At 71.3% G+C, this 21,168-nt stretch carries 20 protein-coding genes; 7 read left to right on the top strand and 13 right to left on the bottom strand.

What is annotated here, in order from left to right; genetic code table 11:
• Positions 1-41 precede the first annotated feature (41 nt).
• The 5 genes from fabF to SSPS47_RS09185 form a co-directional block, all read right to left on the bottom strand.
• Entirely contained in the window at positions 42-1,304 is a 1,263-nt protein-coding gene (gene fabF, locus SSPS47_RS09205; protein WP_164250152.1) for a beta-ketoacyl-ACP synthase II, read from the bottom strand.
• A 79-nt stretch (positions 1,305-1,383) separates the two neighbouring features.
• Complete coding sequence (locus SSPS47_RS09200; RefSeq protein ID WP_078077492.1) at positions 1,384-1,632, bottom strand: acyl carrier protein; 249 nt, start codon at positions 1,630-1,632, stop codon at positions 1,384-1,386.
• 72 nt (positions 1,633-1,704) lie between these two features.
• On the bottom strand, positions 1,705-2,706 hold the full coding sequence (locus SSPS47_RS09195; RefSeq protein ID WP_147872920.1) for a ketoacyl-ACP synthase III: 1,002 nt from the start codon (positions 2,704-2,706) through the stop codon (positions 1,705-1,707).
• Between the two features lie 15 nt (positions 2,707-2,721).
• Positions 2,722-3,651, bottom strand: a complete 930-nt coding sequence (locus tag SSPS47_RS09190; RefSeq protein ID WP_203558049.1) for an ACP S-malonyltransferase — start codon at positions 3,649-3,651, stop codon at positions 2,722-2,724.
• Between the two features lie 89 nt (positions 3,652-3,740).
• Positions 3,741-4,922, bottom strand: a complete 1,182-nt coding sequence (locus SSPS47_RS09185; protein WP_164250149.1) for a helix-turn-helix domain-containing protein — start codon at positions 4,920-4,922, stop codon at positions 3,741-3,743.
• A gap of 57 nt (positions 4,923-4,979) precedes the next feature.
• Between SSPS47_RS09185 and SSPS47_RS09180 the strand changes: the two genes are divergently transcribed.
• Positions 4,980-5,636: a pirin family protein gene (locus tag SSPS47_RS09180; RefSeq protein WP_203557809.1), complete on the top strand. Its 657-nt coding sequence runs from the start codon at positions 4,980-4,982 to the stop codon at positions 5,634-5,636.
• Positions 5,637-5,641: 5 nt separating this feature from the next.
• Here the strand turns inward: SSPS47_RS09180 and SSPS47_RS09175 are convergent, their stop codons facing one another.
• Positions 5,642-6,481, bottom strand: a complete 840-nt coding sequence (locus tag SSPS47_RS09175; RefSeq protein ID WP_164254463.1) for a serine hydrolase domain-containing protein — start codon at positions 6,479-6,481, stop codon at positions 5,642-5,644.
• Positions 6,482-6,539: 58 nt separating this feature from the next.
• On the opposite strand from SSPS47_RS09175, the gene SSPS47_RS09170 reads away from it, so the two are divergent.
• The 4 genes from SSPS47_RS09170 to SSPS47_RS09155 all read left to right on the top strand — a co-directional run bounded on the left by SSPS47_RS09170 (position 6,540) and on the right by SSPS47_RS09155 (position 10,738).
• Positions 6,540-7,151: an IS607 family transposase gene (locus SSPS47_RS09170; RefSeq protein ID WP_164250148.1), complete on the top strand. Its 612-nt coding sequence runs from the start codon at positions 6,540-6,542 to the stop codon at positions 7,149-7,151.
• Positions 7,148-9,121 (top strand): zinc ribbon domain-containing protein, encoded by a 1,974-nt coding sequence (locus SSPS47_RS09165; RefSeq protein ID WP_164250146.1) that lies wholly within the window; start codon positions 7,148-7,150, stop codon positions 9,119-9,121. The genes SSPS47_RS09170 and SSPS47_RS09165 overlap by 4 nt, the downstream gene beginning before the upstream one ends.
• A gap of 130 nt (positions 9,122-9,251) precedes the next feature.
• Positions 9,252-9,719 carry a MerR family transcriptional regulator gene (locus SSPS47_RS09160; protein WP_164250145.1) on the top strand — a complete coding sequence of 156 codons (468 nt, stop codon included), beginning with the start codon at positions 9,252-9,254 and terminating at the stop codon, positions 9,717-9,719.
• Positions 9,716-10,738, top strand: a complete 1,023-nt coding sequence (locus SSPS47_RS09155) for an aldo/keto reductase (protein WP_164250144.1) — start codon at positions 9,716-9,718, stop codon at positions 10,736-10,738. Before SSPS47_RS09160 ends, SSPS47_RS09155 begins: the two co-directional genes overlap by 4 nt.
• Before the next feature lie 21 nt (positions 10,739-10,759).
• Here the strand turns inward: SSPS47_RS09155 and SSPS47_RS09150 are convergent, their stop codons facing one another.
• The 7 genes from SSPS47_RS09150 to SSPS47_RS09120 all read right to left on the bottom strand — a co-directional run bounded on the left by SSPS47_RS09150 (position 10,760) and on the right by SSPS47_RS09120 (position 18,736).
• Positions 10,760-11,953 carry an acyltransferase family protein gene (locus SSPS47_RS09150; RefSeq protein WP_164250142.1) on the bottom strand — a complete coding sequence of 398 codons (1,194 nt, stop codon included), beginning with the start codon at positions 11,951-11,953 and terminating at the stop codon, positions 10,760-10,762.
• A complete protein-coding gene (locus SSPS47_RS09145) occupies positions 11,950-12,990 on the bottom strand; it encodes an alpha/beta hydrolase (RefSeq protein WP_164250141.1) in 1,041 nt (346 codons plus the stop codon). The genes SSPS47_RS09150 and SSPS47_RS09145 overlap by 4 nt, the downstream gene beginning before the upstream one ends.
• A gap of 526 nt (positions 12,991-13,516) precedes the next feature.
• Positions 13,517-14,191 (bottom strand): response regulator transcription factor, encoded by a 675-nt coding sequence (locus tag SSPS47_RS09140; RefSeq protein WP_147872913.1) that lies wholly within the window; start codon positions 14,189-14,191, stop codon positions 13,517-13,519.
• Complete coding sequence (locus tag SSPS47_RS09135) at positions 14,188-15,549, bottom strand: sensor histidine kinase (protein ID WP_164250139.1); 1,362 nt, start codon at positions 15,547-15,549, stop codon at positions 14,188-14,190. Before SSPS47_RS09135 ends, SSPS47_RS09140 begins: the two co-directional genes overlap by 4 nt.
• A 99-nt stretch (positions 15,550-15,648) precedes the next feature.
• On the bottom strand, positions 15,649-16,539 hold the full coding sequence (locus tag SSPS47_RS09130) for a DUF4429 domain-containing protein (RefSeq protein ID WP_164250137.1): 891 nt from the start codon (positions 16,537-16,539) through the stop codon (positions 15,649-15,651).
• A gap of 99 nt (positions 16,540-16,638) precedes the next feature.
• Positions 16,639-17,826: an alpha/beta hydrolase gene (locus tag SSPS47_RS09125; protein WP_164250135.1), complete on the bottom strand. Its 1,188-nt coding sequence runs from the start codon at positions 17,824-17,826 to the stop codon at positions 16,639-16,641.
• A gap of 223 nt (positions 17,827-18,049) precedes the next feature.
• Positions 18,050-18,736 carry a TetR family transcriptional regulator gene (locus tag SSPS47_RS09120; RefSeq protein ID WP_164250133.1) on the bottom strand — a complete coding sequence of 229 codons (687 nt, stop codon included), beginning with the start codon at positions 18,734-18,736 and terminating at the stop codon, positions 18,050-18,052.
• Positions 18,737-18,876: 140 nt separating this feature from the next.
• Between SSPS47_RS09120 and SSPS47_RS09115 the strand changes: the two genes are divergently transcribed.
• Both SSPS47_RS09115 and SSPS47_RS09110 read left to right on the top strand, forming a co-directional pair.
• Positions 18,877-20,490, top strand: a complete 1,614-nt coding sequence (locus SSPS47_RS09115) for an MFS transporter (protein ID WP_164250131.1) — start codon at positions 18,877-18,879, stop codon at positions 20,488-20,490.
• 216 nt (positions 20,491-20,706) lie between these two features.
• The gene (locus tag SSPS47_RS09110) at positions 20,707-21,087 is read left to right on the top strand and encodes a peptidase inhibitor family I36 protein (RefSeq protein ID WP_164250129.1); all 381 of its coding nucleotides are present in this window, start codon (positions 20,707-20,709) and stop codon (positions 21,085-21,087) included.
• Positions 21,088-21,168 lie beyond the last annotated feature (81 nt).

The raw sequence follows: 21,168 nt of genomic DNA, 5'->3' as shown, positions 1-21,168 counted from the left end.
CGGGCCGCATGTGCGGCCCGCCCGTCGGCTGCGTCGGTGGATCAGACCGAGCGGAACGCCAGCACCACGTTGTGGCCGCCGAAGCCGAACGAGTTGTTGATCGCCGAGATCGTGCCCTCGGGCAGCGCCCGCGGCTCACCGCTCACGATGTCCGCGTCGACCTCCTCGTCCAGGTCGTCGATGTTGATTGTCGGCGGGGCCAGCCGCTTGTACAGCGCGAGCACCGTCGCCACGGTCTCGATACCGCCGGCGCCGCCGAGAAGATGGCCGGTCATCGACTTCGTACCGGAGACCGCGACATGGTCGAGGTCCTCGCCCAGGACCCGGCGCAGCGCCTTGATCTCCGCGATGTCGCCCTGCGGCGTGGAGGTGGCGTGCGCGTTCAGGTGCACGACCTCCGACGGCTTCATGCCGGTGTTGTCGAGCAGGTTCCGCATCGCCGCCGCGACACCGCGGCCGGTCGGCTCCGGCTGGGCGATGTGGTGGCTGTCGGCGGACAGGCCCTGGCCCAGCACCTCGCAGTAGACCCGCGCACCACGCGCGGCCGCGTGCTCGGCGGACTCCAGGACCACGACACCCGCGCCCTCACCGAGGACGAAGCCGTCACGGGCCTTGTCGTACGGGCGGGACGCCTTCTCGGGCGCGTCGTTGTTCTTCGACATCGCCATCATGTTGGCGAACGCGGCGACCGGCAGCGGGTGGATCGCCGCCTCCGTACCGCCCGCCACCACGACATCGGCGCGGCCGGTGCGGATCATCTCCACGGCGTAGCCGATGGCCTCGGCACCCGACGCGCAGGCCGAGACCGGGGTGTGCACGCCCGCCTGGGCGTTCACCTCCAGGCCGACGTTGGCGGAGGGGCCGTTCGGCATCAGCATCGGCACGGTGTGCGGGGAGACGCGGCGTACGCCCTTCTCCTTCAGCACGTCGTACTGGTCGAGCAGGGTGGTCACGCCGCCGATGCCGGAGGCGATGACCGTGCCGAGGCGTTCGGGGGCGACGGACTCGTCCTCGCCCGCCTTGTCCTTGTAGCCCGCGTCGGCCCACGCCTCACGGGCCGCGATCAGCGCGAACTGCGCCGAGCGGTCCAGCTTGCGGGCGAGCGGGCGGGGAAGCACGTCGGCCGGATCGACCGCGGCGACCGCGGCGATCCGGACCGGCAGGTCGGCGAACCGCTCACTTTCGAGGGGCTTGACGCCGGAGCGGCCGGCGAGCAGGCCCTCCCAGGTCGATGCGCTGTCGCCACCCAGCGGTGTGGTTGCGCCGATACCGGTGACGACCACGGTGCGATTGGTCGGGCTCACTGGAATTCTTTCTCCACGTGTAGAGGGTGCGGAATTTCTACGGCACCACCACCGGGTGGCGTCAGCCGCGCGACCTGGATCAGGCCTGGTGCTTCGCGATGTAGTCGGCGGCGTCGCCGACGGTCTTCAGGTTCTTGACGTCGTCGTCCGGGATCTTCACGTCGAAGCGCTCCTCGGCGGCGACGACGACCTCGACCATGGACAGCGAGTCGACGTCCAGGTCGTCGGTGAAGGACTTGTCCAGCTGGACGTCCTCGACCGGGATGCCGGCGATCTCGTTCACGATCTCCGCGAGACCGGTGACGATCTCTTCCTGAGTGGCGGCCATGTGGGCGCTCCTTCGATATTCAGCGTGAGCAGAGGGATTTGTACGAGCACGGTCCGGAAAGTTCCGGTGTGCCTAGGGGAGGGTAACGACCGTCGCGGCGTACACGAGACCCGCCCCGAAGCCGATGACGAGCGCGGTGTCACCGCTCTTCGCCTGACCGGTCGCCAGGAGCCGCTCCATCGCGAGCGGGATCGAGGCGGCCGAGGTGTTGCCGGTGGTTTCCACGTCACGGGCGACCGTGACGTGCTCCGGCAGCTTCAGAGTCTTCACCATCGAGTCGATGATCCGCATATTGGCCTGGTGCGGAATGAAGACGTCCAGGTCCGCCGAGGTGATCCCGGCCGCGTCCAGGGCCTGTTGGGCGATCTTCGCCATCTCGAAGACGGCCCAGCGGAAGACCGCCTGCCCCTCCTGCGTGAGGGCGGGGAACCTCTCGACCGTGCCGTTGCGGTAGGCGTCCCACGGTACGGTCTGCATGATCGTGTTGGACTTGTCGCCCTCGGAACCCCAGACCGTCGGACCGATCTGCGGCTCCTGCGACGGGCCGACGACCACCGCGCCCGCGCCGTCGCCGAACAGGAAGGCCGTGGCGCGGTCTTCGAGGTCGGTGAGGTCCGACAGCCGCTCCACACCGATGACCAGCACGTACTGTGCCGACCCCTCGACGACCATGCCCTTGGCGAGCGTCAGCCCGTAACCGAAGCCCGCGCAGCCCGCCGAGATGTCGAACGCGGCGGGCTTGCCCGCCCCGATCCGGTCGGCGATCTCCGTCGCGACGGCCGGCGTCTGCTTGAAGTGCGAGACGGTCGACACGATCACACCGCCGATCTGCTCGGGCGTGATCCCGGCGTCGGCGATGGCCTTGCCGGACGCCTCGATCGACATCATCGCCACGGTCTCCTCGTCGGAGGCCCAGTGGCGGGTCGCGATACCGGAGCGGGAGCGGATCCACTCGTCGGACGAGTCGATCGTCTCCAGGATCACCTCGTTGGGCACCACGCGCGTCGGACGGTACCCGCCGACACCCATGATGCGGGCGTACGGCGCGCCCTGGCTGGGCCTGATCTTCGCCATGCTCTCTCGGGCTCCTTAGGAAGCGTGCTCTGCGACGATCTCGCGAGCCGCGTCGAGGTCGGCGGGGGTCTTCAGCGCGAGGGTCCGCACCCCGGGCAGCGCGCGCTTGGCGATGCCGGTCAGCGTGCCACCGGGGCACAACTCGATCAGCGCGCTCACACCCTGCTCCTTGAACGTCTCCATGCACAGGTCCCAGCGGACCGGGTTCGCGACCTGGCCGACCAGACGCGCGACGACCTCGGCCCCCGTGGTCACAGTCTGCCCGTCCTTGTTCGAGACGTACGGCAGGGCCGGGTCTGACACGTCGAGCTTTTCGGCCGCTTCCGCGAGCTTCGCCACCGCCGGAGCCATGTGCTCGGTGTGGAAGGCGCCCGCGACCTTGAGGGCCACCACGCGCCGTACGCCCTCGGGCTTGTCGGCATCCAGCGCGGCGATCTGCTCCAGCGTGCCGGCGGCCACGATCTGGCCCGCGCCGTTCACGTTCGCCGGCGTCAGACCGAGCCTCTCCAGATGCGGCAGGGTCACGTCCGGGTCGCCGCCGAGCAGCGCCGCCATACCGGTCGGCGTGATGCCCGCCGCCTCGGCCATGGCCAGACCGCGCGTACGGACGAAGCCCAGCGCGGCCTCCTCGCCCAGCACACCCGCGTACACGGCGGCGGTGATCTCGCCGACGCTGTGCCCCGCGACCGCACCCACGCTCGCGCCCTCGCCGACGAGCCCGCGCACGGCCCCGGCCGACAGCAGCCCGGCCGCGACCAGCAGCGGCTGGGCCACGGCGGTGTCGCGGATCTCGTCCGCGTCGGCCTTCGTGCCGTAGTGGACCAGATCGAGATCGATGACGTCCGACCACGCCCGCAGCCGGTCTTCGGCGCCGGGGAGGTCGAGCCAGGGAGTCAGGAAGCCTGGCGTCTGAGCGCCTTGGCCGGGAGCGACGAGTACGAGCACCCTCACACTCTCTCCTGCGGACGGCCTCCGACGCCCGTGGGGACAGGGACGAAGAACCGTCGGGGGAATTGTTGATGTCCCACAAAAAGCTATGAGGACGATTCTCCGTCGGCCAGCCGCCCCAAGATCAACGCGATCCGCAGAGTGAAAGCGGAACGGACGTCGGACGGTGACCAGCCGGTGACGTCCGTCACACGTCGAAGCCGGTAGCGCACGGTGTTGGGGTGCACGAACAGCATCCGGGCGGCGCCTTCGAGACTGCTCGCCTGCTCCAGATACACACTGAGAGTCTCCAGCAGCGCCGACCCCGCCTCTTCGAGCGGTCTGTAGATCTCCTCCACCAACTGCTCACGCGCGGCAGGATCCGACGCGATCGCGCGCTCCGGCAGGAGATCGTCCGACAGTACGGGACGCGGCGCGTCCTGCCAGGCCGAACACGCCTTCAGCCCGGCCGCCGCCGCCTGCGCCGACCTCGTGGCCGCCAGCAGGTCCGGCACCACCGGACCCGCCACCACCGGCCCCGCCGCGTACGGTCCGATCAGCTCCTTCGCGACCTGCAGCGGATTGTCGCTGCCTCCCGCGATGACGACCAGCCGGTCACCGAGCACCCCCGTGAGGACCTGGAGCTTGGCGTGCCGCGCGGCCCGGCGGATCGCCTCCACCGTCAGCTCGCTGTCCCCGTCGGGCGCCGTGCCCAGCAGCACACACACATGCTCGGGCGAGTTCCAGCCCAGCGCCGAGGCCCGCGACACCGCGCCCTCGTCGGCCTCGCCCGACAGCACCGCGTTCACCACCAGCGACTCCAGCCGCGCGTCCCACGCGCCGCGCGCCTCGGCCGCCTGCGCGTACACCTGCGCGGTGGCGAAGGCGATCTCCCGCGCGTACACGAGCAGCGCCTCACGCAGCACCGACACGTCACCGGGCGCCGCGACCTCCTCGATCGCCGACTCCATCACCTCGATGGTGGTGCGCACCATCTCGACGGTCTGGCGCAGCGTGATGGCCCGCGTCAACTCCCGCGGAGCGGTGCCGAACACATCGGTGGAGATCGCCTGCGGGGTCTCCGGATGCCGGAACCACTCGGTGAAGGCCGCGATGCCCGCCTGGGCCACCAGGCCGATCCAGGAACGGTTCTCCGGAGGCATCGCCCGGTACCACGGCAGCTTCTCGTCCATGCGGGCGATCGCGTTCGCGGCCAGCCGGCCGGCCGACTTCTCCAGCCGGCGCAGGGTCGCGGGATGCGGATGGGCTTCGTTCGCGGGTTCAGGCACGGGACAAGACTGCCTTATCCGGACGGCCGCATGCCGGGGCGGGTCTAACGTGGGGACGTGATTTCCGTCCGGTACGCCGACGACCGCTATCCCGGCGGGGACCCGTCCACCGGGATCGAGTCCTTCCACGCCTTCTCCTTCGGGCAGTTCTACGACCCCGACAACCTCCGGTTCGGCGCGGTGATCGCCTGCAACGAGGAACGTCTCGCGCCCGGCGCGGGCTTCGACGAACACCCGCACAGCCACACCGAGATCGTCACCTGGGTCGTCGAGGGAGAACTCACCCACCGCGACTGCGCCGGGAACGCCACGGTGGTTCGGCCCGGCGACGTCCAGCGGCTCGGCGCGGGCGGCGGCGTGCGGCACGTGGAGCGCAACGACGGCGAGCACCCCCTGGTCTTCGTCCAGATGTGGCTCGCCCCACTCGCACCCGGCGGCGACCCGCGCTACGAGATCGTGCGCGGCATCGCCGACTCCACGCCGTACGCGCTGCCCGAGGCCGGCGCGATGCTGCACGTACGCCGCCTCCAGGAGGGCGAACGGGCGGCGGTGCCCGACGCGGCGCGGGCGTATCTGCACGTGGTCCGGGGCCTGGTGGTCCTGGCGGGAGTGGAACTGGGCCCCGGCGACTCGGCGCGCATCACGGACTCCGTCGGCCTCGAACTGACCGCAGAGACCCCGTCGGAGACACTGATCTGGGAACTGGGACCCTGACGGCGCTACTCCCCGGACACCCCCCGGCCCGCCGACCGCAGCTCCGCCAGAACCGCGTCCGTGAACGGCGGCCAGGCCTCGACCGCCCACGGACCGAAGGCCCGGTCGGTCAGGGCCACGCACGCCGCGCCCGCGTCCGGGTCGATCCACAGGAACGTGCCCGACTGGCCGAAGTGGCCGAAGGTACGCGGCGACGACGAACCGCCCGTCCAGTGTGGCGACTTGGAGTCGCGGATCTCGAAGCCCAGACCCCAGTCGTTGGGCTTCTGATGCCCGTAGCCCGGCAGGATCCCCGACAGCCCCGGATGGACCACCGTCATGGCGTCGAGCACCGTACGCGGGTCCAGCAGCCGCGGCGCCTGGAGTTCCGCGGCGAACGCGACGAGATCGTCCACCGTCGAGACACCGTCCCGGGCGGGCGAACCGCCCATGGTGGTCGACGTCATGCCCAGCGGCTCCAGGACCGCCTGGCGCAGATACTCGCCGAACGGGATGTCCGTCGCCTCCGCCACATGGTCCCCGAGCGCCTCGAAACCCGCGTTCGAGTACAGCCGCCGGGTGCCGGGCGGGGCCGTCACCCGGTGCTCGTCGTAGGCCAGACCGCTGGTGTGCGCCAGCAGATGGCGCACCGTCGAGCCCTCGGGCCCGGCCGGCTCGTCCAGCTCCACCGCGCCCTCCTCGTACGCCACGAGCACCGCGTACGCGGCGAGCGGCTTGGTCACCGACGCCAGCGGAAAACGGCGCCCCGTCGGGCCGTACGATCCGCTCACCGTGCCGTCCGCCCGTACGACGGCCGCCGCGGCGGCCTGCACCGGCCAGTTCTCGATCATCGCCAGGCTCATCAACTTCATTAGTTATCCCTAGTGTTGTGTATGTGAAATTGCATGCGAGGAGTTGCTGCGTATGTCCAAGGCTGTGAAGCGTCTGGGGATTCACTCGATGACGCTTTGCCAGTGGGCTGTCGACGGCAAGGTCCCGTTCGTGTGGGTTGGCAGGGAGCGCCGGTTCTCCTCGGTCGATGTGGAGAACATGAAGCGCGGTAGCGGCTCCGCAACCTCCCGTCCGAGGCGGGAGGTTCTGTATGTGCGCGTGTCCGGTTCGAATGGCCAGGAGTCCTCGCTGCTCGCGCAGGAGGAGGAGCCGCGGGCCACGTCCGCGGGTGAGGTCGTGAAAGTCGTCAGGGACCGTGGCTCTGGCCTGCGGGAGAACCGGCCCGGCCTGAACCGGGTGCTGGCGATGGTGTCCGACGGCTCGGTGAGCGTGGTGCGGGTGACGCATGAGGACCGTCTCGCGCGGTTCGGTGTGGGCTGGCTGAGGCGTCTGTTCGCCGTGTACGGCGCCTCGCTCGAAGTGCTGTACCCGAAGAAGTCCGGCGGCCGGGATGAACTCCTCGAAGACTTCGTCTCGTTGGTCACCACGTTCGCGGGCCGTTTGTACGGGATGCGGTCAGCAGAGGCTCGCGAACGGCTGCTCGCCGAGACCGGGCAGTGCGCTGAAGACGGTGGCGGCCGGTGAGCCGGAAGCTGCCGCTCGCCGAGGGCGAGACCTCCCGCACCGCATGCGCCCGTGGCGTGCTGCGCACGGGCCTGGATGAGAGGACCGGCGACCTCCTGTCCACCGCTGTGCTGGCGGAGCGTGTGGGCTGGTGCGCGGGCCTGGTGTCCGGCATGGCCGGTGAGCTGACCGTCGAGCACTGGAACACCGCCGACGTGGACACCCTGGCATCCGGCGAGGACACGGGGGGCAGGAAACTGCCGTCGAACGCGTGGATGGCACTGCGCCGCCTCGGCTGGGCCGTCGCGCCGCCCAGGGGTGTCAAGGTCAACGACCGCATCGTGCGGATGGCGCAGGAGCAGGCCGGGCGCGTGCTGCGGTCGGCGAAGTGGCGCGCCGATCTGACGGCCGGTGTCCTCAAGACGTGGCCGGGTGATCCGGCGAAGCGCACGGCGGCCGAGTGGGAAGCGGTGCGCGAGGCGGTGCCCGGCGGCCAGTTCCTGCCGTCCAGTGTGATCAAGTCCCGTACCCGGCAGGCTGCGGCGTTCGTCGGCAAGCACGGCCGGATGCCGGTCGATGTGTTCGAGACGGAGCCCACGCCCCGGATCGCACGCATGCTGCTGCTCTCGGCGTGTGACGGGCAGCAGGCCACCATCGAACGCGCCGACGAACCCGGCCGCGCCCTGCTGAGGCTCCAGCTGCCCACCCGCGCCGACCCGGCCTCGTACAAAGACTGGACCTGGGTCGCCTGCCCCATCAGCCTGCCGCCGGTGATCCCGGCCGGTGCGGTGCTGCACCTGCCCACTCTGCGTATCCACCAGGGCAGAGTGCGGGCTGATCTCGCCTACACCCACGCCGTCCCGAAGGCCGCCCGCACCGGTCACACGGTCGCGCTGGGTGTGGACTGGGGCCTGAACACCCTGCTGTCCGCCGGAGCGGTCCGCCTGCATGCGGACGGCCGGATCAGCGCCCTCGGCTCCGGCGGACAGTTCCGTGCCGCCGGGGTCCTCGCCAAACAGCATCGGCTCCGGCGCCTGTCCGAGCACCTGCACGCCAAGGCCGACCACTACCAGCGGCTCACGGGCGGAGACGGACATCATCCGCTGGCCGCCAGGCACACGGCCCTGTCCGATGAGATCCGGCACGTCTCCGACCGGCGTTCCCACCTCAACAACGCCCTCGCGTCGGCCGCCGCACGCTGGACAGTGGATCAGGCCATCACCTTCTCGGCCACGGTGATCTACGTGGAAGACCTGCGGTCGATGGAAGCCAAGGGCATGGGCCGAACCATGAACACCCGCCTCTCCCAGCAGGTGCGCGGGCAGATCGTGGACCGTATGCGGCACCTCGCCGCCGAAGTGGGTATCACTGTTGTCACCGTCCCGGCGCGCAACACCTCCAAGCACTGCCCCCAGTGCCTCACCCCGCTGCGGCACCGCGAAGCCCCCGACCGGCCCACCACACCCGGATGGAAATGGGCCCTCTGCCCCTCCTGCCGGTGGCAGGGCGACCGCGACAACGGGGCGTGGCGGCGCATCGCCGCACGCGGCCTCACCCACCAGACCAAAACCGTCACCGACCGCACCAGCGGCGCGATGGCGATCCGCACGGTGGTGGACACGCTCGAAGCGGGCGCGGTCGTCACGCCGAGTACCGACAAGACCAGCCGGAACGACCGGTCCAAGACCGGCCCCACCCGGCACCATGCAACACGTCCGACGCCCAGGCGACGCCGGACACCCTCCCCTGTCAGACCTTCGGGTCCGGCGGGCCAGCGTCCGGAGGGACACGCTCACACGGACCGGAACCGGCTGCCTCGCGCGGCCCACCGGCAACAGGGCGTGGCAACGATCAGCAAACCCACCACAGCCGGTCACCGGCCACGAGGAGCAGCACTGGGCGCGGGCTTCCACCTGCACGCCCACGCCACCCCTCCACGGTGGGCAATCCCATTGCCAGACACCACGTCTGACACGGGATCGCTCAGCTGATCAGAGACGCTCTGCATGGCCACGAGCGTAGACCGGTCCCACCCGGCGCCCGCCCCCGGGAGCGCGACGCGCGAAAATCGTCACGGGTCGCACTTGCTTCGAGTGCACTCCAAGGTCCTACGTTGAAGGCATGACGCTGATGGAGAGCACACCCGTCCGGACGGAAACCGAGGACCTCTGCGTATCGGCCCCGCCCACGCATCCCCGCCCCGCCGGACGGGACCAGTACACGATCAGCGAAGTCGTCTCCTTCACCGGCCTCACCGCGCACACCCTGCGCTGGTACGAGCGCATCGGACTCATGCCGCACGTCGACCGGTCCCACACCGGACAGCGGCGCTTCTCCAACCAGGACCTCGACTGGCTCGCCTTCGTCGGCAAACTGCGTCTGACCGGTATGCCCGTCGCCGACATGGTCCGCTACGCCGAACTGGTCCGGGAGGGCGAGCACACCTTCGAACGGCGGCAGGAACTGCTGGAGCAGACCCGGCGCGACGTACGCACCCGCGTCGCCGAACTCCACGACACACTCGCCGTACTCGACTACAAGATCGACTACTACGCCGGTGCGCGCCCCGCGTCGGAAAGGGCCTCATGAACACCCCCAGCACGGAGAAGATCACCGCGGTGACGCTCGGCGCCGCCGGACCCACCGTCGGCGTCCAGGGCTTCGGCGCCATGGGCATCAGCGAGTTCTACGGCGACACCGACGACACCGCCTCCCGCGACACCCTCGAAGCGACCGTCGAGACCGGCGTCACCCTCATCGACACCGCGGACGCCTACGGACGCGGCGCCAACGAGACATTCCTCGCGCCCTTCGTCGCCGCACACCGCGACGAGATCACTCTCGCCACCAAATTCGGCATCGAGCGCAGCGACGACCCGGCATACCGGGGCATCCGCAACGAACCCGCCTACATCAGACAGGCCGTCGAAGGCTCACTGCGGCGCCTGGGCGTCGACGTCATCGACCTCTACTACATGCACCGGTACAACCCCGCCGTACCGTTCGCCGAATCCGTCGGCGCGATGGCCGGACTCGTCGCCGAGGGCAAGGTCAAATACCTCGGCCTGAGCGAGGTCACCGGCGCGGAACTGCGCGAGGCGCACTCCGTGCACCCCATTACCGCGCTCCAGTCCGAATGGTCGCTGTTCTCCCGCGACGTCGAGACCAGCGCCGTGGCCGCCGCCGCCGAACTCGGCGTCGCCCTCGTCCCGTACTCACCGCTCGGACGCGGCTTCCTGACCGGCTCGTTCACGCGGGCCGACAAGGAACTGAAGGGCGCCGACATCCGCCTCACCCAGCCCCGCTTCACCGGCGACAACGCGGGCCGCAACGCCGCCCTCCTCGAACCCGTCCGCACCATCGCCGCCGCACACGACGCGACCCCCGGCCAGATCGCGCTCGCCTGGGTGCAGCAGCGTGCCCAGGAACACGGCCTGACCGTCGTACCGATCCCCGGCACCCGCAAGCGCTCACGCCTGCTGGAGAACGCCGCCGCCACCCGCATCATCCTCACCCCCGAGGAGCTGGCACTCCTGGAGCCGATCGCCGGACAGGTCGCCGGCGACCGCTACCCGGACATGTCCGCGACAGCCGTCGCCCGCGAGTAGACCCCCGCACCGCGCAGCGCCTCACGACGCCAGCGCGTACACGGCGAAGCCCGCCGCGAGCAGCCCCGCCGCCGCCCGGCGGGCCCTCGCCGCTCGCGTCCCCGACCGCCACGGCGCCTCGAACGCCCGCGCGTACCGGGCGATCAGTACCAGCAGCACCGCGAACAGCGGCATCCACAGCAACCGGCCGAGAATCCAGCCGTACGAATCGGGCGCCGTCGTCAGCCCCGGCACCGCCCCCAGATACGAACCCGGCACCGCCGCGGCGAGCATCGCCGTCTGGTGCCAGCACAGAATCGTCATCGCGAGCAGATTGACCACCACGACCGGCGCCCACAGCGCGGGCCTGCGCAGCACACCCGCGATCCGGTCCCGCAACAGGATCGCCGCACCGCTCTGCGCGGCGGCCAGCGCCAGCACCAGCAGCGACGGCGGATGCGAATTGGTCCGCGCCTCACCGGGCACCCCGACCATCGACGCCGGGTAGTGGAAGACCAGCAGCAGTACGGCGAACAGCACCCCGCCCCCCACGAGCAGCACCCGCGCGCCGCGCCGGCCGATCCCGCCCTCGCCCCACGACACACCCAGCTGATACGCGAACAGCCAGCCCGGCAGGATGTTGACCACGCCCAGCCACGAAGGCATCGCCTCGCCGTACGGGCCGTACCGCAGCACGTCCACGACGGCCACCACCCCCAGCAACGGCGCCGCCGCCCACGCGCCCAGCCGCCCCGCCATCCGCACGCAGTACGGCGTCAGCGCCGTCACCACCACGTACACCCCCACGAACCACAGCGGCTGCACCACCAGCGTCGAGCCCGTACGCAGCGTCGTCCCCGGCACACCGGCCGCGTACAGCACCGGAATCAGCACCGCCCACACCGCCGTCACACCCAGGACCGGCCGCCCCAGCCGGGCGGCACGCCGCCGCAGCCACGCCGCCGTGGAGCCCTTCCTGCGCCGGTAGGAGAGCACCGACGCGTAACCCCCGACCAGGAAGAAGATGCCCAGCATCTGAAGCACCCAGCTCACCGGCGCGAAAAAGCCGAACGTGCTCAGCGGGCTCGCGTTGCGCAACGCGCCCTCGTCCAGGGTGAATCCGCCCAGCAGCCAGTGCCCGGTCGGCACCGCGAGCAGCGCCAGGGCGCGCAGACCGTCGATCGCGCGGTCACGCGACGCGGGTGTCCGCGCCTCGATCCTCTCGGCGAACCTCATCGCACGTCACCATGCGTGGCGATCGAGGCGAAGGCACGCAACGAGTCCGTGCCCGGGGCGAAGTAGCCCGTATGCCCGTGCGCGGTCCGCGCCGGGACACGGCGCGCCCCGAAGCCCTCCGCCGCCGGGTCCGTGCCGTGGCCCAGGCCCAGGAACTCCACGTTCGGCACCTTGGAGATCCAGTCCGACGGGTCCTTCGCCGCCCACACCCGGGCGTCCGTGCCGAGCGCGGCCGCGCTGGCGGCCCGCATGCCGGGGGAGCCCAGGACCACGATGTCCGACGCCTTCGCCGCCGCGGCGGCCAGCCCGCACACCACGGAGCCGTAGCTGTGGCAGAACAGCGCGGGCGTCCTGACCCCCGCCGCGGACAGCCCCTGCGTGAACCGGGCCAGCCGCTCCGCGCCCACCTCGGCGAGCCCACCGGTCGCGGCGTCCAGCCCGAGGCCGACGGGCGTCGTGTATCCGGCCCACGCCACCACGGCGCTACGCCCCTCGGTCGCGGTCCGCAGCGACGTGGCCATCCCGGCGGGGGTGCCGTACGCGTCGCCCGACCGGTCGTAGGTCCCCGCGTCGATGTCCGAACCCGGTACCACGACGGCGACATGACGGGACGTCAGCAGATCCCCGTACACCTCGGCGACGGTGCCGCGGCCACGCGGATCGAACGCGAGGATCTGCCGGCCGGGGGCGGCGAGACGGCTGTGGCGGGGGTCCTTCGCGAGCGCGATCCTGTTGGCGGCGTAGCGGAGTTCGACGGGGGCGCCGTCGAGGTTCCCCACGACCGAGGGGTGCCGCTCGGCGAGGTCCCGCCGGCTTGTGGGGCTCAACGTGCGGAAGAAGGAGGCGACTTGGGCGGGGGACGCGGTCTGCGGGTCGGGCAGCGCGCGCCCGAGCGACCCGTCGTGCCGCCAGGCGTCGCTGCCGGGCGGCGGCCCGTCGACCGCCTGCTGCCCACTCCCGGCGGCCCATCCGGCGGTGCCGGACACCAGGGTGGCCATCAGCGCGACGGCGACCAAGGTCCTTCTGTAGCGGCGCATCTCGCGTCTCCCTCCTCGTGGCCACGGGGTGTGGCGGGAGGAAGGTAGGAGGACGACGGGCGCTGTGACGTCACACCGGGGGGCCAGGTCGGGAGTGCTACCGGGGTAGGGGGTGTCCGGGGTCTTGGCTGCGGGTCGGTGCTCCCGGGCGGGGTGCGGGTCCCTCCGGGGGTGGGGCGGTTGCGGTTGTCGGGTGCCGGTCGGGGTGCGGGGCCCTTCCGGGGCGCGGTGTCCGGGGTCTTGGTCGCGGTTGTCGGTCGTGGGCGGGGTTCGGGGTCTTTGGGGGGGTGTGTCCGGACACCCGGGCTGATTTGTGGCGCGTGAGAATGCCGGTCCCCCTGAGACCGACGAGCCTTGCACGCGCCGTAAATCACGCCGTCCGGGCATGACCCCGCAGCGGCACCCGGCCACCGGCCCGCACCAACCGAGCCCGGCGCCCCAGGCACCGGACCCCTCGCCGGGACGGCGGAGAACAAGCCCGTCCGGCGATTGAGGACACACCCACCACCGGCCGGACCCAGCAACCTCAACCGCCAGGGGCAACCAGCCCGGACTCGTACGCGAAGATCACCGCCTGCGCCCTGTCCCGCAACCCCAACTTCGCCAGCACCCGCCCGATATGCGTCTTCACCGTCTGCTCCGCGAGGATCAGATGTTCCGCGATCTCCTGGTTCGACAGACCCCGCGCGATCAGTTCGAGCACCTCCGTCTCGCGCGGCGTCAGCCCCTTCAGCCGCAGCGAGCGGTCCTTGCGCGGTGCCGGCCGCTGCTGGGCGAAGTCCGCGATCAGTCGGCGCGTCACGGACGGCGCCAGCAACGCCTCGCCCGCCGCGACCACGCGGACCGCCGAGATCAGGTCCGCCGGCGGCGCGTCCTTGAGGAGGAACCCGGACGCCCCCGCGCGCAGCGCCTCGTACACGTAGTCGTCCACGTCGAACGTGGTCAGCATCAGCACCCTCGGCCGGTGCACCACCCCCACCGGCGGGTCCAGCAGCGCGCGGGCCGCCGCCAGGCCGTCCATCTCCGGCATCCGGACGTCCATCAGGACCACGTCGGGGTGGGTGCCGCGGCTGACCTCGATGCCCTGGCGCCCGTCCGGCGCCTCGCCGACCACATCGATGTCGGCCTGCGCCGACAGCAGCGCGGCGAAACCCGCCCGCACCATGGCCTGGTCGTCGACGATGATCACACGAATGGTCAAGACGGGTCCTTCGCGGTCGGATCGATGACGGCGGCATCCGGCCCAGGCCCCGGCCCCCGACCAGACACCCGCGTCAGCGGAAGCCTCGCCGCAACCCGGAACCCCCCGTCCGGCAGCGGCCCCGTGTCCAGCGTGCCGCCGGTCAACCGTACGCGTTCGCGCATACCGATCAGCCCGTGGCCGGTGCCGGAGGTCTCCAGCGGTGAGGTGCGGGCGCTCGCCGGCCCGTTGACGACCAGCACGGTCAGCCAGTCGGCGTCCGAGGTCACCGAGACCCGCGTCGGGGCCTCGGGCGCGTGCCGTACGACGTTGGACAGGGCCTCCTGGACGATGCGGTACGCCGAGAGGTCCACGGACGGCGGGACGGGACCCAGATCCGCCGCGAGGGACAGCTCGGCCGGCACCCCGGCCCGTACCGTCGCCTCGACGAGCTGCTGTACGCGCCCGAGCCCCGGCTGCGGCGCCCGCTCGGCCGCCGAACCGTCGCTGCGCAGCACCGCCAGCAGCCGCCGCATCTCGGTCAGCGACTCCCGCGCCCCGGCGGCGATCGTGGAGAACTCCTCGCGCGCCGCCTCCGGCAGCCCCTCGATCCGGTACGGCGCCGAGTCGGCCTGCACCGTGATCACGGACATGTGGTGGGCGACCACGTCGTGCAACTCGCGTGCGATACGGGCCCGTTCCTCCAGCAGTGTGCGCTGCGCGCGTTCGACCTCGCTGATCGTCTCCTGCTCCACCAGCCTGCGCTGGGCGTCACCGCGCTCCCGCAGGGCGGCCGTGACGAGCAGGATCATGCCGCTGAGTACGAACAGCAGGAGGTGCACGCCGTCGCTGCGGTCCTGCGAGAGAAGCTCGAAGACCAGTCCCGCCGCCCCGGTCGCGAGCCAGACGGCCAGCAGCGTACGGCGCGGCTCGCGCAGGCCCAGGCAGACCATCAGCAGGAGATAGCCGACGACCACCATCGGTGTCCACGGCCAGGAGCGGCCGTCGAGACCGTCCGCGGTGGTCAGGAGCAGCACCGCGCCGACGACGTCCGCCGTGAAGATGATCCACCACGCCTGGAGCGGCCGGGTCACGGCGAGCAGCAGCGGCGCGGCCTGCGCGGTGGCGAGCGACCCCGCCCAGCCGCCGGCCAGCCCGTAGTCCTGGACGAGCACGGTCACCGTGACGGGCAGCAGCGCGACGGCGAAGCCGAGGGCGATGACGTACGGGATGTAGCGCTGCCAGGGCTTCGCGGCGCGCGCCAGCAGCGGCTCGGTGGAGGCGGCAGGAGTGCGCAGGGCGCTGCCGAGCGAGCGCAGCGACTCACGGGCACGGGCGGTGCGGGGCGCCGGGGGAGGCGGCGGGTCTTCGTTACTCATGGCCGGTTCAGCGTATGCAGCCCGCGCGCCGGCGGCGTCATACCCGGGAGCCACCCCCGGCCTCGTACCCCAGTAGGGGGTGCCGGCCCGCTACGCGCGTCACAGCTCGGCGAGCAGCTCCGCCTTCTTCGCGCTGAACTCGTCGTCCGTCACCAGCCCCGCCTCGTGCAGCTCTCCCAGGTGCCGGATCCGTTCGGCGATGTCGGCCGGGTCGCGCCGGCCCGACGCCATCACCGGCACCGGGACGGGCCCGGCGTCCAGGGCGGGAGCGGTGTCCGACGTCCGTACGGCGGCCAGTACCGCCGCCGCGAACGGCAGCGACTCGTGGACCGGCCCGTAGCCGAGGCCGAAGACCACCGCCGCCGGGTCGTGGTCGGCCTGTGCGGGCTGTTCCTGGTCGCCACGGCGCAGCAGCCGCAGGTAGCCGTCGAAGACCTCGGGGGAGCGCCATTCGACCCCGCACAGCTCCGGGACGCCGAAGCGCTGGTCGCCCGCCTTCCACTTCGCCGACGACGCGCCGGTCCAGAACCAGCGGAAGGACACCTTGGACCCGTCGAAGGACGCCTTGCCGTCGTACGCCTTGAAGTGCAGCGGCGCCGGGGGAGGGTCCACCAGATAGCGGTCGGCCGGCTCCCGCTCGTCGGCCGGCGCGGTCGCGGTGAGGGCGGCGCGCAGCTCGTCCGCGTAGTACTCCGCGAGCGTCGCGCGCTCGGCGGGCAGCACCAGCCGGTACGGATCGCAGGTGTCCTTGAGCTGGCCCGCCGCCGCCTCCATCAGGGGGTCGGCGCCCGGTCGGGGCACGGCGTGCAGCACCACCGTCCCGCGTCTGCCCGGGGTGAGCGTCACCGATGCCAACGCCTCGTGCGGTACGCGCCGTTCGCGCAGAGCCTGGAAGAGCTTTGGCGTGCGTATCCCCCGTTCGAAGCGGATGAGCACGGAGTCGCTGTCGAACTCCCAGGTGGCATGAATTCCGGCCAGCACATCACCCATGTGCCTCATCGTATGCGGCGAAAGTCCGCGCGTCGCCCCTCGGAGCCCACCCCGGCGCCCCGAGTTCTACGCGCGTCAGATCACTCCGGCGCCGGAGAATCAGCTCCGGCAGGTGTCGCCGTCGTCCGCGCAGCTGGTGTTCCGGTACGAACCGACCCCGATGTCCGCGAAGTTCCGCAGGCTCTCGGTGTCCGGCTCGAAATAGCCGCTGTGGCCGACCGCGCCCCGCGCTGACAGCACCCGCGCGCCGAAGGCCGGTGTCATCGGGTCGGCGCCGTGGCCGAGCCCGACGACCTCCAGATACGGCACGCCCTGGATCCAGTCGTCCTGGTCGCGCATGGCCCACACCCGGGCGTGGGTGTCGAGCTGTCCCGCCGACTCGACCCGCATGCCGGGGCTGCCCGCGACCGCCACGTCCGTGACGCGGGCGGGCAGCCGGCGCGCGGCCATGCCGCACACCACGGAGCCGTAGCTGTGGCAGATCAGTGAGACCCGGGAGTCGCCGGGCAGCGCGGTGGTGAGCGCGTTGAGCCGTACGGCGCCGTCGGAGGCCAGCCTCCCGATCGCCGCGTCCATGCCGAGCCCGGCGGGCGCCGTGTAGTCGGCCCAGGCGATGACGGCGGTCCTGGTACGGGGCGAGGCGGCCCGCTCGGCGTCGTACAGCGACTCGGCCATGCCGACCGGCGCGGTGAAGCGGCGCTGCGTGCGCTCGAACGTCAGCAGGTTCGTGTCGACGCCCGGGACGACCACCGACACGCGCTCGGCGCTGCCGAGGTCGCCGAAGACCTCGGCGGCGCGGCCGTTGCCGGTGGGATCGAAGGCGAGGAGGTGGCGGTCGCTGTCGGCCATCGACTGGAAGCGGTGCATCCGCCGGTTCGCCAGCTGCCGCCCGTCGAGGGACAGCCTCCCGTCACGCATCCGCTCGCGCTCGGCGTCCCGCGCCTGGATCACGGCCAGCCGGTTGGCGCGGTAGCGAAGTGTCAGGGGCACGCCGTTGAGGTTGCCCACCACCAGGGGGTACCGGTCGGCGAGCCGGACGCGCTGCGCGGCCGTGATCGAGGCGAAGAACGCGGCGATCAGCTGGTGCGAGGAGGCGGGGTCCGGCAGGTCGAGGACGCCGACCCGGCCCTTCTCCCAAGCCGACAGGGCCTGCTCGCGCGCGGTGCCGCGCTCGCCGTGCTGCTGGAGCGCCGTCCACCCGGTGGTCGCCAGCATCACGAACACCACGGCGAGTGCCAGCAAGGTGCGCCACGCGGTGAGGGACGGAGAGGAGTCTGCGTAAGTCACTGCGCCACACCCTAGGAGACGTTCGGCGGCGCTCATCACGACCGTGAGACAGATCACCACGTGGACAGGGGTGAACTCCCGTTTGTTCACGCTCCGTCGGGGTAGCGCGCACGCATCGGAGCATCCCTGTGTCGTATGTAACGGAGCGAAAGGTGCAAATCGCCTCGGCGGTCAGAGGTGCCGAACGTCGGCCGCGCGCACGGCCGTCACCCGCGGTGAGGTCTCAGCCCGCCCGCCGGGCGCCGTTCGACGCCTCTCGCGGAGCGCTCCAGTCACCCGCGAGGGTGGGCGCCAGCTGGTCCAGATACGACTCCGTCAGCTCACGCAGCCCGTCCAGACCGGTCTCCCGGCCCTGCCCCCACAGCCGCCCCGTCACCCGCATCACCCCGGAGAACGCGGCGACGGCCACACGCGGACGCGGATCGCTCTCCACATCGAGCCCCTCGCGCTCGGCGATCACCAGCGCGGCCTGCTCCTCCAGCTCGGTGGCACGCCGCAGATGCGCGGCCAGCAGCGAGGGGGTGGACTCGATCATCCGGTAGGTCCGCATATGAAGCTCGACCGGGACCAGCGCCTCGATCGCCTCGTTGATGCTGCTCCACGCACCCAGCACCGCGTGGCGCATGGCCTCGAAAGGGGTCTCCGCGCAGGGACGTTGACGCAGCTCCGCGAGGAAACGCGTCTCCACCAGATCCTGGATCGTGAACGCGGCCTCCTCCTTGCTCGCGAAGTAGCGGAAGAACGTGCGCTGCGAGACGTCGACGGCCTCGGTGATCTCGTCGACGGTGGTCTCCTCGTACCCCCGCGTCGTGAACAGGTCGAGCGCCACCCGCAGCAGGGCGTCGCGCGTACGCCGCTTCTTCAGCTCCCGCAGTCCCGCCGGGTGCCGCGCCGCCCGCTGCCCGTCCATCGCCCGCAGGTCCTCCGTCCCGTCACCTCCGGTCCACTCCGTGAACCGCCGCCCACCCCGAATGAGATGTGAGCCACGTGACAGTTACAGACTAGTGAAATGGTTTGTCAACTGTCAGACACTGTCATTAGCCTCGCGGCATGACTAGTCAGACCACCGTCGAACCGGCGCCGAACGACCCTCGGGAAGCGGTTCCGGGAGCCCCCAAGGGCCTGCGTGGCCACCCCTGGCTGACCCTCTTCTCCGTCGCCATCGGCGTGATGATGGTCGCGCTCGACGGCACGATCGTCGCGATCGCCAACCCGGTGATCAAGGAGGACCTCGGCGCGACCTTCGCCCAGGTGCAGTGGATAACCAACGGCTATCTCCTCGCGCTCGCCGTGGCGCTCATCACCGCGGGAAAGCTCGGTGACCGCTTCGGCCACCGCCAGACCTTCCTCATCGGCATCGCGGGCTTCGCCGCCGCCTCCGCCGTCATCGGCTTCTCCGACAGCGTTGCCTTCGTCGTCGCCTTCCGAGTGCTCCAGGGCGTCTTCGGCGCCCTGCTGATGCCCGCCGCCCTCGGACTGCTGCGCGCCACCTTCCCCGCCGAGAAGCTGAACATGGCCATCGGCATCTGGGGCATGGTCATCGGCGCCTCCACCGCGGGCGGCCCGATCGTCGGCGGTCTGCTCGTCGAACACGTCAGCTGGCAGTCGGTGTTCTTCATCAACGTGCCCGTCGGTGTCGTCGCCCTCGTCCTCGGACTGGTGATCCTCAAGGACCACCGCGCGGCGAACGCGCCCAAGTCCTTCGACGTCCTCGGGATCCTGCTGCTCTCGGCCGCGATGTTCTCCCTGATCTGGGCGATCATCAAGGCGGGCGAGTCCTGGGGCTGGACCTCGGGCGGCACCTGGGGGTTCCTCGGCGCCGCGGTCCTGTGCTTCGTCCTGTTCGCCGTCTGGGAGACGAAGGTCAAGGAACCCCTCGTACCGCTGAGCATGTTCCGGTCCGTCCCGCTCAGCGCCGGCACGATCCTCATGGTGCTGATGGCCTTCGCCTTCATGGGCGGCCTCTTCTTCGTGACGTTCTACCTCCAGGGCGTGCACGGCATGAGCCCCGTCGACAGCGGCCTGCACCTGCTGCCCCTGACCCTCATGATGATCATCGCCTCGCCCGTCGCCGGCATGCTGATCACCAAGTTCGGGCCGCGGGTCCCGCTGGTCGGCGGCATGGCCGCCACGGCCGCAGCCATGTTCGGCATGTCCACCCTGTCGCCCGGCTCCGGCACGCCCGTGATGTCGCTCTGGTTCGCCCTCCTCGGCCTGGGCCTGGCCCCCGTCATGGTCGGCGCCACCGAGGTCATCGTCGGCAACGCGCCGCTGGAGCTCTCCGGCGTCGCCGGCGGTCTCCAGCAGGCCGCGATGCAGGTCGGCGGCGCGCTCGGTACGGCGGTGCTCGGCGCCGTCATGTCCGCCAAGGTCGGCGCCGACCTGGAGGGCAACTGGCAGGAAGCCGGCATACCGCTGCCGCTGGACCCGTCCCTGGAGCAGGCCGCCGAGATCGGCGTCGCCCCGCCGGCCCTGGCCGAGGCACCCGGAGTCACCCCCGACATCTTCGCCAAGATCACCGGAGTCATGCAGGACACGTTCGTGTCCGGGATGAGCCTGGCGTTCCTGGTCGCCGGTACGGTCGCGGTGATCGCGGCGTTCGTCGCCACCCGCGCCAAGCGCGGCGACAACGCGGACGCGGCCGGGGGCGGCGTCCACATCTGACACCCCGGCACAGCGCGTCCCACGCGACGCAGTCGCCGGGGTGCGACGAGAGCCGGTCGCGTCAACAGGACGTGATTCAGCACGACGGCCCCGCCCGGACATCCCGGCGGGGCCGTCGCCTGTTCGGGTGGAGTGCGGCAAGATCCTCTTCCCGTGGGGCGGCCCGCCGGGTCAGATTGCCGACAACTGATCAGCACGACACGGGGGTTCACCATCATGCGTACGACCACGCCCGCCACCATGCTCACCGCGGCCACCCTGGCCGCCGCCACGGTCCTGCTGCCCGCCGCGGCCCCGGCCGCCGGCGCCGCACCGCGCGGCGTCTGTGGACCCGGCGAACTCTGCCTGTGGGGAAAGCCCGACTTCCGGGGCGCCCGCCAGACCCATGAGCTCTTCCGCACCGAGATCCAGAACTGCGTCCCCCTGCCGCCCGGCACCGACGCCCAGTCCCTGGTCAACCGGCTGGGGCGGCCCGTCACCACCTACCAGTCCGGCGAATGCGAGGAGACCGGCGAGTTCGAGACGTACCCCGGCGACGGCACCTGGATCCCCCAGTCGCCCCACCGCGTACGGGCCTTCAAGGTCTGGGAGCGCTGAGCGGGGGTACCCGGTGTTTCAGACAGCCCACATCCACCGACACAGGGAGTGATGATGACGGGCTTCGGAAACACCCGGACA

Origin of the sequence: Streptomyces sp. S4.7, from assembly GCF_010384365.1 — a bacterium.
Lineage (GTDB): Bacteria > Actinomycetota > Actinomycetes > Streptomycetales > Streptomycetaceae > Streptomyces.
Note: the sequence above shows the minus strand (reverse complement) of the source record. Positions and strands in the feature narration are given on the sequence as shown.

What these genes read in the sequence shown, in the direction of transcription:
- SSPS47_RS09160 (WP_164250145.1), top strand. Translation starts at nt 9,252, where the DNA reads ATGACGCTGATGGAGAGCACACCCGTCCGGACGGAAACCGAGGACCTC.
- SSPS47_RS09145 (WP_164250141.1), bottom strand. Translation starts at nt 12,990, where the DNA reads ATGCGCCGCTACAGAAGGACCTTGGTCGCCGTCGCGCTGATGGCCACC.
- SSPS47_RS09115 (WP_164250131.1), top strand. Translation starts at nt 18,877, where the DNA reads ATGACTAGTCAGACCACCGTCGAACCGGCGCCGAACGACCCTCGGGAA.
- SSPS47_RS09155 (WP_164250144.1), top strand. Translation starts at nt 9,716, where the DNA reads ATGAACACCCCCAGCACGGAGAAGATCACCGCGGTGACGCTCGGCGCC.
- SSPS47_RS09195 (WP_147872920.1), bottom strand. Translation starts at nt 2,706, where the DNA reads ATGGCGAAGATCAGGCCCAGCCAGGGCGCGCCGTACGCCCGCATCATG.
- SSPS47_RS09150 (WP_164250142.1), bottom strand. Translation starts at nt 11,953, where the DNA reads ATGAGGTTCGCCGAGAGGATCGAGGCGCGGACACCCGCGTCGCGTGAC.
- SSPS47_RS09120 (WP_164250133.1), bottom strand. Translation starts at nt 18,736, where the DNA reads ATGGACGGGCAGCGGGCGGCGCGGCACCCGGCGGGACTGCGGGAGCTG.
- SSPS47_RS09135 (WP_164250139.1), bottom strand. Translation starts at nt 15,549, where the DNA reads ATGAGTAACGAAGACCCGCCGCCTCCCCCGGCGCCCCGCACCGCCCGT.
- SSPS47_RS09110 (WP_164250129.1), top strand. Translation starts at nt 20,707, where the DNA reads ATGCGTACGACCACGCCCGCCACCATGCTCACCGCGGCCACCCTGGCC.
- SSPS47_RS09200 (WP_078077492.1), bottom strand. Translation starts at nt 1,632, where the DNA reads ATGGCCGCCACTCAGGAAGAGATCGTCACCGGTCTCGCGGAGATCGTG.
- SSPS47_RS09130 (WP_164250137.1), bottom strand. Translation starts at nt 16,539, where the DNA reads ATGGGTGATGTGCTGGCCGGAATTCATGCCACCTGGGAGTTCGACAGC.
- SSPS47_RS09170 (WP_164250148.1), top strand. Translation starts at nt 6,540, where the DNA reads ATGTCCAAGGCTGTGAAGCGTCTGGGGATTCACTCGATGACGCTTTGC.